Source organism: Listeria tempestatis, from assembly GCF_963575625.1.
Classification (GTDB): Bacteria; Bacillota; Bacilli; order Lactobacillales; family Listeriaceae; genus Listeria; species Listeria tempestatis.
This window is the reverse complement of the sequence record NZ_CAUYTK010000001.1, coordinates 478805-495807: the sequence shown is the minus strand read 5'-3', so window position 1 is coordinate 495807 and position 17003 is coordinate 478805. Positions and strand designations below refer to the sequence as shown.

Here is a 17003-nt window from a genome sequence, read left to right as displayed (position 1 = left end):
ATGGAACGCTTTTCATGATAATATGAATTTACGAGAGCGGTTTAAAAATGCGAGGTAAGGAGAGGAACAGAGTGGCAGAAAATGAAAAAAATAGAATTACAACATCCATTTACGGACGTGATTATACGATTATAGGCTCTGAACCGACCGAGCATTTACAACACGTTGCGCATTTAGTGGATGCGAAAATGCATGAGATTAATGCTCAAAATCGTGCGTTAGATAGTGGGCGATTAGCTGTCTTGACGGCTATTAATGCTACTCATGATTATGTGTTGTTAGAAGAAAAATACAATGCGCTAAAAAATGAATTAGCGAGATTTAAAGGAAGAGATGTATGATTGTAAATATTATCATTATTATTTTACTTATAGGTGGTTTTTTCACCGGTTACCGAAATGGATTTATTAGGCAACTCGTTGTCACATTAGGTTATTTTTTATCTTTCTTTGTGGCCTATCATTATTTCTCAGACCTAGCGCCGCATTTAAGTTTTATACCATATCCAGGAACGGATGCAACAGATTCTGTTTATAAGTTGCTTGAAGTCTTGCATACAGAAGAAGCTTACTATAATGCAATTGCCTTTATTATTATATTTTTAGCGGCGATTATTATTGTTCATATGATAAGTTCACTGATCGGAAATCGTACAAAAATCCCTGTCATTAGCCAAGTAAATGGTTTAATCGGAGGGGTTCTAGGTGTTATAGCCATCTATTTATTTATCTTTGTTGTCCTATATTTAACGGCTATTTTCCCAGCCGAATGGGCAGAAAACTTAATTCATAGCTCAAGTATTTCAGAATGGATACTTGAAAATACGCCTATCCTTTCTGAACGCTTTTATGACTGGATGACAGGCGTCTTACCTGAATAACCTAAATTGACCAGCTGAAAAAGCTGGTCTTTTTAAGAAAAGCCACATAAGAGGTGATGATTGTGACAAAAAGTAAAAAAGATGTTATTCGTTTGCTTGAGGAAATAGCGCTTTATATGGAATTAAAAGGGGAAAATGCCTTTAAAACTTCGGCATTTAGAAAAGCGGCCCAAAGCATTGAACTTGATGATCGGAGTTTGAATGAAATAGATGATATTACGAAGCTTTCTGGAATTGGAAAAACAACAGGAAGTATTATCACGCATTTTCTAGCGACTGGAGAATCGCCTGAACTAGAAGCACTAAAAAAAGAGGTGCCAGCTGGTCTTGTCCCGCTTTTAGATGTGCAAGGACTTGGAGGCAAAAAAATAGCGCGTCTATATCATGAACTAGGTGTTACGGATAAAGTTTCGCTTTTAGAAGCGGCTGAAAAAGGGCAGATTGCTGCACTTTCTGGTTTTGGACAAAAATCGGTCGATAAAATGGTAGAAGGGGTCAAGGCTTTAGGCGATCGCCCTGAGCGCTATCCCATTAAAGAAGTGCTCCCTGTCGCAAAGCAAGTGGCAGAGTTTCTAAAAGGCATAACTGAAATTGAAACGTATCAGGAAGCTGGAAGTTTACGACGCTTACGGGAAACAATTAAGGATTTGGATTTTGTGATTGCGACAAAGGAAATCGAAAAAGTACGCGAAAAATTGCTTTCTTTCGAATTAATTGACGAAGTAATCGGTGCAGGAGATACGAAAGTTTCGGCAGAGCTAGATGCGGGAATTAAAATCTCGATTGATTTTCGTTTAGTGGAGCCAAAGTTTTTCGCGACGACACTTCACCATTTCACAGGCTCAAAAGAACATAATATTAAAATGCGTCAAATTGCGAAGGAAAAATCTGAAAAAATTAGCGAATATGGTGTGATGAAATCAGATGAAAATCTTGTTTTTGAATCTGAGGCGGCTTTTTTTAAGCATTTTGGTTTACCTTTTATTCCACCTGAGGTGAGACGTGATGGTACAGAAGTGGGACGAATTGTAAAGGAACATTCTTTCGTGCAGTTAGCAGATATTCGTGGTGATTTGCATATGCACTCAACTTGGTCAGACGGCGCTCATTCCATTTCGGAAATGATAGAAGCATGTATTCAAAAAGGGTATGAATATATGGTGATAACAGACCACGGTAAATTTTTACGTGTTGCTAATGGCTTAAATGAAGAGCGACTCAAAAAACAAACGGAGGAAATTCGAAAAATTGCAGTGAAATATCCTGAAATTGATATTTATCATGGTGTAGAAATGGATATTTTAACTGATGCCACGCTTGATTTTTCAGATGAAACCTTAAGCGAGCTCGATTTTGTGATTGCATCGATTCATTCGGGATTTTCAGGGTCGGAAAAAGAGATTATGAAGCGTCTTACGGTAGCCGTAGAAAATCCGTATGTTCGCTTAATCGCGCACCCAACTGGACGCGTAATTGGCAGGCGCAACCCGTATTTAGTCAATATGGAAGAACTCGTTAAATTGGCGCAAGGAACTGGTACTGCACTTGAATTAAACGCGAATCCAGAGCGTCTTGATTTAAACGCAGAACATTTACAACTTGCAAAAGAAAATCATGTGAAAATTGCCATTAATACAGATGCGCACGATATACGCCATTTAGATTTTATGGAACTTGGCGTACGTGCAGCTACAAAAGGTTGGCTTGCAAAAGAGGATGTTATCAATACAATGACAAAAGAAGCCTTTAAGCAATTTTTGCATAAGAAATAAAGGAATGAAAAAAATATGGAGAAAAAAGTTGAACAGGTTTTAGAGTTTGATAAGATAAAAAAATTACTGGAACCATTTGCTGTTTCCGCACTTGGTGAGGAGGCAATTCGAAGCTTAAAGCCTGAAACTTCACTGGCAATGGTTCAAAAAATGCAAAGTGAAACAGAAGAAGGCGCTAAGATTATTCGCTTAAAAGGAAGTGCGCCAATTACAGGCTTGAGCGATGTAGCAAAGCACCTAAAGCGTTTAGAAATCGGTGGAGATTTAAACGGCCTTGAAGTCTACCAGGTGGGGAGTAACTTGCGTGTCAGTCGGCTAATGAAAAATTTTATGGACGATTTAGAAGAAATTGGCGTCTCATTGCCACTGTTATTCGAGCTTGCTAAAGAGATTTTAGTATTGCGTGAGGTGGAAGAAGAAATCAATTTGACAGTTGATGAAGCTGGTTATATTTTGGATACGGCAAGTGAAACGCTTCGTTCTGTTCGATCTTCGCTTTTGCGTACGGAAGGTCGCGTACGTGAAAAATTGGAAAGCTTACTGCGCGACAGAAATGCAGCTACAATGCTAAGTGACGCGATTATTACGATTCGAAATGACCGTTATGTCATTCCCGTAAAGCAAGAATATCGTAGTCACTACGGTGGTGTCATTCACGACCAATCGGCTTCAGGTCAAACACTATTCGTTGAGCCGCAAAGTGTTGTTGATTTAAATAACGAACGCCGTGCACTCCAAGCAAAGGAAAATCAAGAAATTGAGCGCATTCTAGCCGAAATATCAGCGAAACTGGCTGAGTATATTCAGGAAATCCATCATAATTCTTACATTTTAGGGAGATTTGACTTTATTTTGGCTAAAGCAAGATTTGGGAAGTCACTAAAAGCGATTACACCTCACTTGAATGAAGAAGGCTTAACCCAATTGTATGCGGCTAGACACCCACTTTTAGACCCAGATCATGTGGTTTCAAATGATATTTTATTAGGTGATGGCTATTCTGCCATTGTAATTACGGGACCCAATACTGGTGGGAAGACGATTACGCTAAAAACGCTAGGTCTTCTTACGATTATGACGCAAGCTGGGCTACAAATTCCGGCACAGGAAGAGTCGATGGTTGCCATTTATGATGATGTGTTTGCAGATATTGGGGATGAACAGTCGATTGAGCAAAGTTTGAGTACATTTTCTTCGCATATGACCAATATTGTTTCGATTTTAAAGAAAATGAATCATCGTTCACTGGTTCTGTTTGATGAGCTTGGTGCGGGAACGGACCCGCAAGAAGGGGCCGCACTTGCGATTGCCATTTTAGATGAGGTTGCAAAGCGTGGTGCAAGTGTCGTTGCGACAACCCATTATCCAGAATTAAAAGCATATGGATACAATCGATCTTTTGCAACAAATGCATCGGTTGAATTTAATGTGGAAACGCTAAGCCCGACATATAAATTGCTTATTGGTATCCCTGGACGAAGCAATGCGTTTGAAATTTCTCGCCGTTTGGGGCTTGATGCGGGTGTCATTGATGGTGCTAGGGCGCTTGTTGATACGGAAAGTGCCGATTTAAATGAAATGATTTCAAGTCTGGAAGAAAAACGCAATTTAGCTGAAAAAGAGTATGATGAAGCGGTCGAAATTGCTCGTGATGCCGAAAAACTTTTGAAAGACTTACAAAAAGAAATTAAGACGTATTATGCGCAAAAAGAGAAGTTACTTGAGCGCGCAAATGAAAAGGCAAACGAAGTTGTAGAAGCGGCTGAATTGGAAGCAGAATCTATCATTCGGGAGCTTCGGGAACTACAACTTCGGGGGGCAGCAGGCGTTAAGGAACATGAGTTGATTGATGCAAAAACACGTCTTGCTGGCGCAAAACCGAAAACTATTCAAAAAAATGTTGTTCATCCTGTCAAAAAAGTGGCACATAACTATCAGGAGGGAGACGCTGTCCGGGTGCTCTCTTTAGGCCAAAAAGGTGTGCTTTTAGACAAACTAAGCGAAAAGGAATGGAACGTGCAAATTGGGATTATTAAAATGAAAATAAAAGAAACCGATTTGGAATTTATTCAGCCTGAAAAGCCGAAAAAACAGCGCGTAGTGACAAATGTTCGAAATACAGAACCGGTTCGTGCCGAACTTGATCTTCGTGGTATGCGTTATGAGGATGCACTTTTTGAGGTGGATAAATATATTGATGAGGCGTTGCTTGCTGGTTATCCGCGTGTTGCAATTATTCACGGGAAAGGAACGGGAGCGCTTAGAACGGGCGTCACCGATTTTTTGAGAAACCATCGTATGGTGAAAAGCATTCGTTTTGGTGATGCGGCTGAGGGCGGTAATGGCATTACGATTGCAGAATTGAAGTAGTGAGCAAAAAAATAGCTCTATATATCTAGCTGATGCTATACTAAGTATACAAATTGTGTTAGGAGTTGAAACAGGCATGGCTAATATACTTGAAATTACCGATGCAAATTTTGAACAAGAAACAAATGAAGGTCTAGTGCTTACAGATTTCTGGGCAACTTGGTGTGGTCCTTGCCGCATGGTTGCGCCAGTTTTAGAAGAAATTGCAAATGAACGAGGCGAAAGTTTGAAAATCGTCAAAATGGATGTAGATGAAAATCAAGAAACGCCAAGTAAATTTGGTGTTATGAGCATCCCAACTCTTCTTATTAAAAAAGACGGCAAAGTAGTAGATACAATTATTGGTTTCCGTCCAAAAGAAGAGCTTGATGAAGTCATTAATAAATATGTATAAAGCTACCAAATTATGGTAAAATGAAGGCATCGCAAATTTTGCGGTGTCTTTTGTATGATAAGGAGTTGATCAAATGGTATCTGCACACCTGCAAAATAAATTAGCACTTCTGCCTGATCAGCCAGGTTGCTACTTAATGAAAGATAAACAAGGAACTATCATTTATGTGGGCAAAGCCAAGGTACTTAAAAATCGTGTGCGTTCCTACTTCACTGGCGCAAACGACATCAAAACGCAGCGTTTAGTCCAAGAGATAGAGGATTTTGAATATATTGTAACAAGCTCGGATGTAGAGGCACTTCTCCTTGAGATTAACTTGATCAAAAAGCATGATCCACGCTTTAATATCCGCTTAAAAGATGATAAAACCTATCCTTTTATTAAAATTACGAATGAAAGGCACCCGCGTCTTATTATCACAAGACAAGTCAAAAAAGACAAAGGGAAGTATTTTGGTCCATATCCGAATGTATACGCCGCAAATGAAGTAAAAAAAATATTAGATAGGCTATATCCGCTTCGCAAATGCACAACCTTGCCGAATAAAGTTTGTTTATACTACCATTTAGGCCAGTGTTTGGCGCCGTGCGTTTTTGAAGTTGACCAAGCTACCTATAAAAAAATGTCTGACGAAATTGTCAGCTTCTTAAATGGTGGCTATAAAGAGGTCAAAAAAGAATTGGCTTTGAAAATGGAAGAGGCAGCGACTGACATGCAATTTGAGAAAGCAGCCGAGTTTCGTGATCAAATTACAGCGATTGAAACGACGATGGAAAAACAAAAAATGACGATGAATGATTTTGTAGATCGTGACGTATTTGGTTACGCCATTGACAAGGGCTGGATGTGTGTTCAAGTTTTCTTCATTCGCCAAGGAAAATTGATCGAACGTGATGTATCGCAATTTCCATTTTATACAGAAGCAGAAGATGATTTTTTGACATTTATTGGTCAGTTTTATCAAAAAGCGAACCATATTCCACCAAAAGAAATCTATTTACCTGATGATATTAATCATGAGGCAGTACAAGCACTTTTACCCGATACGAAAATCATCGTACCAAAACGAGGAAACAAAAAAGATCTTGTAAAATTAGCATATAAAAATGCCAAAATTGCACTAAATGAGAAATTTATGATGCTCGAACGAAATGAAGAACGAACAGTCGGCGCTGTTGAAAAATTAGGGGAACAAATGGGTATCCCCACGCCTTCTCGTATTGAAGCTTTCGACAATTCCAATATTTACGGGACTGATCCAGTTTCTGCGATGGTAACATTTTTAGATGGGAAACCAAGCAAAAATGATTATCGCAAATATAAAATTAAAACGGTCGAAGGACCTGATGATTATGCAACGATGCGTGAAGTTGTACGAAGACGATACTGGCGCGTGTTAAAAGAGGGCTTACCACTACCAGATTTAATTTTAATTGATGGTGGAAAAGGGCAAATCGATAGTGCCAAAGATGTATTAATCAATGAACTAGGGCTCGATATTCCCGTTGCTGGACTTGCTAAAGATGATAAACACAGAACGAGCCAGCTCTTATTTGGAGATCCGCTCGAAATCGTTCCTCTTGGAAGAAATAGCCAAGAATTTTACTTGTTGCAACGCATTCAAGATGAAGTCCACCGTTTTGCTATCACTTTTCACAGACAACTACGCAGTAAATCTGGTTTCCAGTCTATTTTAGACGGTATTAAAGGGGTCGGTCCTGGTCGTAAAAAGAAAATACTCAGTCATTTTGGCTCGATGAAAAAAATTAAAGCCGCATCGGTTGAAGAACTTATGGAAAGTGGAATTCCAAAACAAGTGGCGGAAGCCGTCTATCAAAAAGTTCGCGATGTTAATGAAAAGTTAGCTGAAAAAAAAGAATAGAGGGGAATTAAATGGGTCTAGTCGTTTTAAAATTTGGCGGAACTTCGGTAAGTTCTGTTGATAAAATAAAAAAAACAGCCGCACAGGCAATTCGTGAATATGAAAAAGGGCATCAAGTGATTGTCGTTGTATCTGCAATGGGGAAATCTACGGATAAACTTGTACAAATGGCAGAAGAAATTTCCAAAACGCCTAGTAAACGCGAAATGGATGTACTACTTTCAACCGGTGAACAAGTAACAATTGCCCTTCTCTCCATCGCGCTTCAAGAAACCGGGCAGCAGGCAGTTTCCTTTACTGGTTGGCAAGCGGGAATTGAAACGGAAGAAGTACACAGCAATGCCCGAATTTTAGATATCGAAAGGGAAAAAATTAGCAGTGCACTTCAGGCAGGAAAAATTGTCATTGTTGCGGGTTTCCAAGGTGTGACACAAAGCGGTGAAATTACAACACTTGGTCGCGGTGGCTCCGATACAACGGCAGTTGCGCTTGCGGCCGAGTTTAGAGCCGAAAAATGTGCGATATGTACAGATGTGGACGGCGTATATACAACAGATCCGAGATTTATTAAAAAAGCAAAAAAACTAACACAATTAACATACGATGAAATGTTGGAGCTTGCGAATTTAGGGGCTGGTGTGTTACATCCGCGTTCTGTAGAATACGCAAAAAATTTTAAAATTCCGCTTGAGGTGCGGCTAAGCCACGGGGTGGAAAATGGAACGATGATTGAGGAGGAGATTTATGTGGAAAGTGCAAAAGTAGTTCGCGGCATCGCGTTTGAAGACCAAATAACACGTGTGACCATTCATTGGAGCGAAAAAGAAAATATGCGTGTTTCCAAGGTGTTTTCTGAACTGGCAAAAAATAATATTGATGTGGATATTATTATTCAAGGTATTACTGGACTGGGACACGGCAATCTTTCCTTCACAATTAAATCGGCATCGCTTTTAAATACACTCGCAGTTCTTGAAAATAAAAAAGCGGAAATCCAATATGAAAAGCTTGAATCTGAACAACAATTAGCTAAAGTTTCCATTGTTGGTTCTGGCATGGTATCAAATCCTGGTGTAGCTGCCAGAATGTTTGAAGCGCTCACGGAAAATGATATAGCCATTAAAATGATTAGCACATCGGAAATTAAAGTCTCTACTGTTGTACCAGAACGCAAAATGGTCGAAGCTGCCCAAGTTTTGCATAATACGTTTGAATTAGAAAACTAAGTGAATAAGGTTAGTTTCTATCACACTACCAATCTTTCTGCATTAGAAGATTGGTAGTGTATTTTTTTCTACTTACAAATTAAAACCCCCGCCTATCTTGGCCGAGGGTTTCATCTATGTGTCTTTTAACGAATATCACGGAATAAACCGATTACTTTTCCTAAAATCGAGACTTGATTCAAAATAATTGGCTCCATCGTGTCATTTTCGGGTTGCAAACGAAAATGATTCGCTTCTTTAAAGAAACGTTTACAAGTTGCTTCGTCTTCGTCAGTCATCGCCACAACAATTTCACCATTAGTCGCATTGCTTTGCTTGCGGACTATCACTTTATCTCCGTCTAAAATACCAGCATTAATCATACTTTCACCATCAATTTCTAACATGAAAATATCTTTTTCACCAGCCGCCATGCTTTCAGGTAGTGGGAAGTATTCATCAATATTTTCAATTGCTGTAATTGGCATACCAGCAGTAACTTTTCCAATTAATGGAATATTTACAACAGCAGGAGTAGGAACATCATCTTCCATTGATAAAATTTCAATCGCACGAGGTTTTGTAGGATCGCGTCGAATAAGTCCTTTTGTTTCTAAACGAGCAAGATGGCCATGGACAGTTGAGCTTGAAGCTAAACCAACAGCCTCACCAATTTCTCGAACAGACGGCGGATACCCTTTGTCTTTAACTTCAGATTTTATAAATTCATATATATCTTGTTGACGTTTCGATAATTTCATGGTTTTCACCCCGTTATATTAATTAGTTGATACCACCAGTATAGCAAATGTTTTTTAGATATGCAAACAAAGGTTCGATTTTTTTATTGACAAAAACGAACGGGCGTTCTATAATGATAAAAAAGCGAACATATATTCCGTTGGAGGGGATTCAGATGACTTTGAAATTATTTTGGGATAAATACTATATTGCGATTATTTTTGTTGTAGCTTCTGTACTTATGGGGTTAACATTATTATTTTATGCAAGTGCAACGAATGAAAATAAATATTCAACAATTGATGTAGCATCTGGAGATTCATTATGGGTTCTTGCGGATGAGCATGCGAAAAAAGCAAACATGGATAAAATGACTTTTATTAAGTGGGTGGAAAAAGAAAATCATTTAACTAACAATTCATTAAAAGCAGGGGATGAAATTGTTATTCCGGTGAAGAAAAATGAATTCAAGCAAGACTCTACAATTCAATTGGCCAATGAGTAAGTAATTTCGTCTGTTTTTCATTCTTTGTGTGTGCCAAAAATTTATTTGGTTGCAATCAGTCGCAACGAACTGTTTTACATTTTATGCTATAATAAAAGAAACACATTGATGAATAGGATGAAATTTATGTTGGAAAAAATGAAAATTAATCGAATTAATGAACTTTCTCGTAAGAAAAAATCAGTTGGCTTAACGACTGATGAAAAAATAGAGCAGGAACAATTGCGCAAAGAATATTTGAAATCATTTCGAACACATATGAAAGGCACTATAGAAAATACGACGATATTAGATCCGAATGGAAATGATATTACACCGTCCAAAGTGAAGCAAATGCGCAAAAAAAGAAAATAAAATGCCGAAATGAGCATAAATGAACAAACGAACAAATAATTTGATCATTTATGCTTTTTTGGTTGTGTAATTTATGTTTTAGGAATAAAATGGAGGTAGTTAAAATTTTAAACTAAGAGAGGATGTTTCATTTGTTCGATAAAACTGATCAATTAGCGATTAATACAATTCGTACCCTTTCAATGGATGCCATTCAAAAAGCAAATTCAGGTCATCCAGGTTTACCTATGGGTGCAGCACCGATGGCATATACATTGTGGTCTAAAGTTTTAAATGCTAATCCAGCTAATTCACGCTGGTTTAACCGTGACCGTTTCGTCTTATCTGCTGGACATGGTTCGATGCTTTTATACAGCTTGCTTCATTTGAGTGGCTATAAGCTAAGTCTAGATGATTTGAAAAACTTCCGCCAATGGGACAGCAAAACACCTGGACACCCTGAATACCATCATACTGACGGTGTGGATGCAACTACAGGACCGCTCGGTCAAGGTATTGCGATGGCTGTTGGAATGGCGATGGCTGAACGTCACTTAGAAGCCATGTATAACCGAGATGAATTTAAAGTTGTCGATCATTATACATATTCACTATGTGGCGACGGTGATTTAATGGAAGGTGTTTCAGCTGAGGCAGCAAGTTTAGCAGGCCATCAACAATTAGGTCGTTTGATTGTACTTTATGATTCTAATGATATTTCCTTGGACGGTGATTTAGATAAGTCTTTTTCTGAAAGTGTGAAAACACGTTTTGAAAGTTACGGCTGGGAACATTTACTTGTTAAAGATGGCAATGATACTGCTGAAATTTTAGCAGCTATTGAAAAAGCGAAACAAAATACGTCGCAACCAACTATGATTGAAGTGAAAACTGTAATTGGTTTTGGTGCTCCTAATGCGGGTACAAGTAAAGTTCATGGTGCCCCCTTAGGCGCTGATGGCGTAAAAGCAGCAAAAGCGGTATATGGCTGGGAATATGAAGAAGATTTTTATGTGCCAAATGAAGTTTATGAACGTTTTGGTAATACAATTGCTAGCCGCGGTGCAAAAGCTGAAAAAGCATGGTCGGATATGTTTGTTTCTTATAAAGAAAAATATCCAGAGCTTGCAAAACAATTGGAATATAGCCTAGATGGAAAACTGCCTGAAGGTTATGCGAATAATTTACCAAAATATGAGGTTGGTGATAAAGCGCTTGCTAGCCGAGCAACTAGTGGTGAGGCAATTAATGTGCTTGCCGAAACATTACCACAATTATTTGGTGGTTCAGCTGATTTAGCTGGTTCAAATAACACGACAATCAAAACAGACGGTGAATTTACAAAAGAAACTCCTAAAGAACGTAATATTTGGTTTGGTGTTCGCGAATTTGCGATGGGAGCGGCTTTAAATGGTATGGCTCTTCACGAAGGACTCAAAGTTTACGGTGGAACATTCTTCGTATTTTCGGATTATTTACGTGCATCTATTCGTCTTGCAGCCATCCAACACTTACCAGTAACTTACGTTTTAACGCATGATAGTATTGCAGTTGGGGAAGACGGACCAACACATGAACCGGTTGAACAATTAGCATCGCTACGTGCAATGCCTGGCTTATCAATTCTTCGTCCAGCTGATGGAAATGAAGTGAACGTGGCTTGGAAATTAGCGGTGGAATCGACAAATAAACCTCATGCATTAGTATTAACGCGCCAAGGATTGCCAGTGCTTCCAAATACAAGTAGTCTTGCTGAAGATGGGGTGCGTAAAGGAGCTTATGTTTTATCTAATGCGAAAAAAGATGTGCCTGATGCGATTTTACTTGCAAGTGGGTCTGAAGTACATCTAGCAGTAGAAGCGCAAGCTGAACTAGCTGAGAAAGGCGTTGATGTTTCTGTCGTTTCTGTACCATCATTTGACCTTTTTGAAGCGCAATCTGCTGAGTATAAAGAAAGTGTATTGCCAAATACTGTACGTAAACGCGTTGCCATTGAAATGGGCGCAAGCTTTGGTTGGGAAAGATATACGGGGCTTGACGGTAAAGTCATTGGTATTGATAAATTTGGCGCTTCTGCACCAGGTGAAACGATTATTCAGAACTATGGCTTTACTGTTGAAAATATTGTAAAAACTGTCGAAAGTTTATAATTTTCAAGGCGGATATTCGATTACTGGATGTCCGCTTTTTTCTTTTGTAAAAAAGTGTTGTTTGTCTGGCCTAAATCAAGTACAATAAAGAAGGTATATTCGTTCAAGGAGGAGAAAGAAACTATGTGGATTTACATTCTTGTTGGTCTTGTTTGCTTACTTGCAGGACTTGCTGGTGGCTTCTTTATCGCAAGACGCTACATGATGAGCTATTTAAAAAACAACCCGCCTATCAATGAGCAAATGCTTCAAATGATGATGGCACAAATGGGACAAAAACCGTCTCAGAAAAAAATTAATCAGATGATGAGCGCGATGAATAAACAAACAGAAAAAGAAACAGGAAAGAAAAAGAAAAAATAATTTTCTGTTCGCAAATTTCATTTTTTGAGAATATAAAGATCGTCCTTTTACTAAAAAGGGCGTTTTTATATGGAGAAAGGAGAGGCATATGGAACAAGTTAAGGCAGCATTAATTTTAGAACGAAGTTTAAATCGATTAGAATCAGAAGTGGAACAAACCTTATCTGGCTATGTAACGCCATTTTTAGGGGATAATTCGGATAATCGGTTAAAAATTGGCTATGCATTGTTTTTTTCGACGCGGTTTCAACGCGATATAAGGAAAAATGGTGTCATTCGGCTACTTTTGGACGAGGAGTTAGGGCATGGTGCGGAAGCGAAGGTGCTGGCTCTTTTAGGGCGGCAATTTGTGGTAGAGAATGAGGAAGATGTAGGGAGGTTGGTGCTTGCACAGCAAGCGATGGATTACGTTTTTATTCCAGAGGATTTACTGAGTTGTTCTCTTTCTGAGCTCCATCAGCTTGCGCTCGATTTACAACTTTTTATTGTTGCGGAGAAGTTAGATGGCGAAAAATTGTGAAAAAAGGTATTGTAATTCTTTTCAAGATATTGTAAAATGAAAGCGTTGCATAAAAATTAAAGGAGGTATGAGAGATGCGTAACTATGTTGGAAAATCGTTATTACTTAAAATTTCATTATTTGTACCACTCCGTACCGATTCTTTAAGAGCAAAGGGAATATATAGACCTCTCTAAGTAGGCTTTGTGCGCGGAAAAAAGATGGCAAATAATACATTTTAAGTAATAATGGGCAGAAGTGTTGTCCATTATTTTTTGTTGTCTAAAAAAAGAAAAGGAGGGGACCGCTTGAAAATTTTTAAAGATTTAGGTTGGTTTTTTAAAGAAAGAAAAATGCACTATATTTTTGGGGTTTCTATTTTATTCATCATCGCGCTTTTACAACTTATACCGCCATTTGTTATAGGGAAAGTTGTAGATGCAATAGCGGAGTCAACACTTACGAAAGAAACGTTACTTAAATGGATTGTGATTTTAGTTGTTGTCGCTGTTTTGACTTATGTTGGTCGTTATGTTTGGCGTTTGATGATTTTTGGTTCAGATAATAAATTACAACGAACTTTGCGCTTGCGCTTATTTGAACATTTAACAAAAATGTCACCGTTTTTCTTTCAAAAATATCGAACGGGCGATTTAATGGCGCATGCGACAAATGATATTGCGGCTGTTCAACAAGTTGCGGGTATTGGGGTCTTAACGCTTGCCGATTCATTTTTAACTGGCAGTACGGTTATTTTAATGATGGCGATTAGCATTGATTGGCGTCTCACGCTCATTGCACTTATTCCAATGCCGATTATGATTTTTGGTTCGTCTATTTTAGGAAAGAAGCTGCACGAGCGCTTTCACGGCGCACAAAGAGCTTTTTCAAAGTTAAATGATAAAACACAGGAAAGTATTTCAGGTATTAAAGTGACGCGTACGTTCGGACAGGAAAAAGAAGACATTTCTGACTTTGCCAAACAGACGAATGCGGTAGTGAAGAAAAATATTGCTGTTGCACGTGTTGATGCTATGTTTGATCCGATGATTTCGATTGTTGTGAGTCTTTCTTTTGTGCTTGCCATTGGATTTGGCTCAAAATTTGTTATCCAAGGTTCGCTTACCATTGGACAAGTCATTGCATTCGTCAATTATTTATTCTTGCTCATTTGGCCGATGCTCGCGTTTGGCTTTTTGTATAATATCATTCAACGCGGAAGCGCCTCATATGACCGCATCACGAAACTTTTAAATGAGAAAGAAGATATTGTAGATCACGAAGACGCGCGAGTCGAAATGCCTAGCGGAGCTCTAACAGCACATATTAGCCGATTTTCTTATCCAGATGAAAAAGAGCCAGTGTTAGAAAATATTGATTTCCAGATAAATGCAGGTGAAACACTGGGAATTGTTGGGCGAACGGGATCAGGTAAAACTACGCTTTTAAAACTCTTGCTTCGTGAATACGATGATTATACTGGTGCGATTTCGTTTGGCGGTGTCAAAATTCAAGATTACAAGACCTATGCACTTCGAAAAGCAATTGGTTATGTGCCTCAAGACCAGTTTTTGTTTTCAACAACTGTTTTAGATAATATTCGCTTTGGGGTACCAGAAGCGGCACCAGAAGAAGTGGTGGCGATTGCTGAGACGGTGGCTGTTCATGATGATATTGAAGGGTTTACAGAAGGTTATCAAACGGTTGTAGGTGAACGTGGGGTTTCGCTTTCTGGCGGTCAGAAACAGCGTCTTGCAATTGCTCGTGCTTTAATTATGGATCCAGAATTGCTTATTTTAGATGATGCCTTGTCTGCAGTTGATGCTAAGACGGAAGAGCGGATTTTGGAAAATTTAAAGGCAAGTCGTGCGAAAAAAACAACTATCATTAGTGCACACCGCCTGAGTTCAGTAGAACACGCTAACCTGATAATTGTGATTGATAAGGGGCGGGTTATTGAACGTGGTACGCACCATGAATTGCTTAACGAAAATGGTTGGTATGCCGAAATGTACCGAGAACAACAACTCGCAGAACATTTGGAAGGCGGTGAGAAGTATGAATGAGCAAATGAATGATGATTTATTAACGATGACAGGAAAAGAGCATAGGCAAGTTTTAAAACGCCTGATGAGCTATACACGTTTCCATATTCCATTGTTAATTCTAACTGGCTTTCTAGTATTGTTTGTGACCATTATCGACGTTGTGTCACCGCTAATTATTCGGAAGTTTTTAGATGATTATTTGACGCCGATGAATTTTGCGACAGAAGCGATTACAATTCTTGTGGCAGGATACCTTGGTCTTGCGCTAGCGAAGGTTATCATTTGGTATTTCCAACTCTTTTTCTTCCAAAAGATTGCCTTTCAGATTGTCGAACGCATTCGTATTGATATTTTTTCAAAGCTACACACTCTCGGCATGCGCTATTTTGATAAGACCCCTGCGGGCAGTATTGTATCTCGTGTGACAAATGATACGGAAGCGATTAAAGATATGTTTATTAATGTGCTATCTACCGCGATTCAAAGTCTTTTCATGCTAATTGGAATGTATGTGGCGATGTTTGCTTTAGATGTACAACTAGCACTTTATTGTTTAGCACTATTTCCGCTAATTGCTTTTATTATTATCGTTTACAGAAAAAAAAGTTCGAAATTTTATCGAGCCAAGCGCGAAAAATTAAGCCAATTAAATGCAAATATTAGCGAGTCCATTTCAGGTATGTCAATTGTTCAACAATTCAACCAAGAAAGACGTTTGGCGCGTGAATTTGAAGTTATCAACAAGGATTATTACGATGTTGGAATGAAAAATATTAAATTTAATGCGCTCTTACTTGGTCCGGCAATTGATTTTATTTATGCGATTGCAGTTGTCATTATTCTTGGTTTTTTTGGGGCAGAATCACTCATTGGTCCAGTTGCCATTGGTACGATTTATGCTTTCGTAAGCTATTTTGATCGCTTTTTAGAAGCAATTTATAATGTGATGGAGCGTCTTGCAATGTATCAGGAAGCAATTACTGCTGCTGCACGTGTTTTCCGTATTATGGATGAAACGGAAGAAGTACCAGTCCAACAAAATAATGCGGAAGCGAAAATTGAGAGCGCGAAAATTGAGTTTAAAAATGTATCCTTTGCCTATGACGGGGAGCATGATGTTTTGAAAAACATTAGTTTCACGGCAGAATCAGGGCAGACTGTCGCGCTTGTAGGGCACACAGGGAGCGGGAAAAGTTCGATTATTAACTTAATGATGCGTTTTTATGAGTTTGAACGTGGTGAAATTCTAATTGACGGAAAGTCGATTAAAGAATATGAAACGAGTGAACTGCGTAAAAAAACAGGTCTTGTGTTACAAGATAGCTTTATGTTTTATGGTAATATTCGTGACAATATTCGGTTGTATAATCAGGCTATTTCTGATAAAGAAGTGGAAGATGCGGCAAAATTTGTTCAGGCGGACAATTTTATTCAAACTTTAGAAAATACTTATGATCATAAAGTGATTGAACGTGGTGCATCATTTTCTAGCGGACAGCGGCAACTTATTTCTTTTGCACGTACGGTTGTGACAAACCCGCAAATTCTTGTTTTAGATGAAGCAACAGCAAATATTGATACAGAAACGGAAAGTTTAATTCAAACAGGCTTAAAACGCATGCGTGCAGGTCGGACAACCATTGCGATTGCGCATCGACTTTCGACAATTAAAGATGCTGACTTGATTTTAGTTTTAAGTAAGGGTGAGATTATCGAACGTGGCACACACGATGAACTTCTTAAGAACCGAGGGGTCTATCATTCAATGTATCAACTTCAAAATAGTGGGATGGAATTGTAAACATTTTGTTTTCTTTTCTTTAAAATAAGCGCTATAATGGCTATCGAAGCATTATAGGGG

15 protein-coding genes are annotated in these 17003 nt (G+C 38.6%); 14 read left to right on the top strand and 1 reads right to left on the bottom strand.

The window, feature by feature from the left end; genetic code table 11:
* Window positions 1-26 precede the first annotated feature (26 nt).
* The 7 genes from zapA (at window position 27) to R8923_RS02540 (ending at window position 8524) form a co-directional block, all read left to right on the top strand.
* Window positions 27-341, top strand: a complete 315-nt coding sequence (gene zapA, locus R8923_RS02570; RefSeq protein ID WP_485871218.1) for a cell division protein ZapA — start codon at window positions 27-29, stop codon at window positions 339-341.
* The gene (locus tag R8923_RS02565; RefSeq protein ID WP_485871182.1) at window positions 338-880 is read left to right on the top strand and encodes a CvpA family protein; all 543 of its coding nucleotides are present in this window, start codon (window positions 338-340) and stop codon (window positions 878-880) included. The genes zapA and R8923_RS02565 overlap by 4 nt, the downstream gene beginning before the upstream one ends.
* A gap of 62 nt (window positions 881-942) precedes the next feature.
* Window positions 943-2652, top strand: coding sequence for a DNA polymerase/3'-5' exonuclease PolX (polX, locus tag R8923_RS02560; protein WP_485871181.1), 1710 nt, complete (start codon window positions 943-945; stop codon window positions 2650-2652).
* A 15-nt stretch (window positions 2653-2667) separates the two neighbouring features.
* Window positions 2668-5022 carry an endonuclease MutS2 gene (locus tag R8923_RS02555; protein WP_485871180.1) on the top strand — a complete coding sequence of 785 codons (2355 nt, stop codon included), beginning with the start codon at window positions 2668-2670 and terminating at the stop codon, window positions 5020-5022.
* Between the two features lie 76 nt (window positions 5023-5098).
* A complete protein-coding gene (trxA, locus tag R8923_RS02550; protein WP_485871179.1) occupies window positions 5099-5416 on the top strand; it encodes a thioredoxin in 318 nt (105 codons plus the stop codon).
* A gap of 73 nt (window positions 5417-5489) precedes the next feature.
* A complete protein-coding gene (uvrC, locus tag R8923_RS02545) occupies window positions 5490-7298 on the top strand; it encodes an excinuclease ABC subunit UvrC (RefSeq protein WP_485871178.1) in 1809 nt (602 codons plus the stop codon).
* A gap of 11 nt (window positions 7299-7309) precedes the next feature.
* Window positions 7310-8524, top strand: coding sequence for an aspartate kinase (locus tag R8923_RS02540; protein ID WP_485871177.1), 1215 nt, complete (start codon window positions 7310-7312; stop codon window positions 8522-8524).
* A gap of 125 nt (window positions 8525-8649) precedes the next feature.
* Here the strand turns inward: R8923_RS02540 and lexA are convergent, their stop codons facing one another.
* Window positions 8650-9264 (bottom strand): transcriptional repressor LexA, encoded by a 615-nt coding sequence (lexA, locus tag R8923_RS02535; RefSeq protein WP_088808802.1) that lies wholly within the window; start codon window positions 9262-9264, stop codon window positions 8650-8652.
* A 155-nt stretch (window positions 9265-9419) separates the two neighbouring features.
* Between lexA and yneA the strand changes: the two genes are divergently transcribed.
* The 7 genes from yneA to R8923_RS02500 all read left to right on the top strand — a co-directional run bounded on the left by yneA (window position 9420) and on the right by R8923_RS02500 (window position 16943).
* Window positions 9420-9749, top strand: a complete 330-nt coding sequence (yneA, locus tag R8923_RS02530; protein WP_485871176.1) for a cell division suppressor protein YneA — start codon at window positions 9420-9422, stop codon at window positions 9747-9749.
* Window positions 9750-9875: 126 nt separating this feature from the next.
* Window positions 9876-10103 carry a DUF896 domain-containing protein gene (locus R8923_RS02525; RefSeq protein WP_485871175.1) on the top strand — a complete coding sequence of 76 codons (228 nt, stop codon included), beginning with the start codon at window positions 9876-9878 and terminating at the stop codon, window positions 10101-10103.
* A 131-nt stretch (window positions 10104-10234) separates the two neighbouring features.
* Window positions 10235-12232: a transketolase gene (gene tkt / locus R8923_RS02520; protein ID WP_485871174.1), complete on the top strand. Its 1998-nt coding sequence runs from the start codon at window positions 10235-10237 to the stop codon at window positions 12230-12232.
* Window positions 12233-12355: 123 nt separating this feature from the next.
* Window positions 12356-12595, top strand: coding sequence for a YneF family protein (locus R8923_RS02515; protein WP_007544272.1), 240 nt, complete (start codon window positions 12356-12358; stop codon window positions 12593-12595).
* An 88-nt stretch (window positions 12596-12683) separates the two neighbouring features.
* Window positions 12684-13115 (top strand): hypothetical protein, encoded by a 432-nt coding sequence (locus R8923_RS02510; protein ID WP_485871173.1) that lies wholly within the window; start codon window positions 12684-12686, stop codon window positions 13113-13115.
* A gap of 287 nt (window positions 13116-13402) precedes the next feature.
* Window positions 13403-15160: an ABC transporter ATP-binding protein gene (locus tag R8923_RS02505; protein WP_485871172.1), complete on the top strand. Its 1758-nt coding sequence runs from the start codon at window positions 13403-13405 to the stop codon at window positions 15158-15160.
* A complete protein-coding gene (locus R8923_RS02500; protein WP_485871217.1) occupies window positions 15144-16943 on the top strand; it encodes an ABC transporter ATP-binding protein in 1800 nt (599 codons plus the stop codon). Before R8923_RS02505 ends, R8923_RS02500 begins: the two co-directional genes overlap by 17 nt.
* Window positions 16944-17003 lie beyond the last annotated feature (60 nt).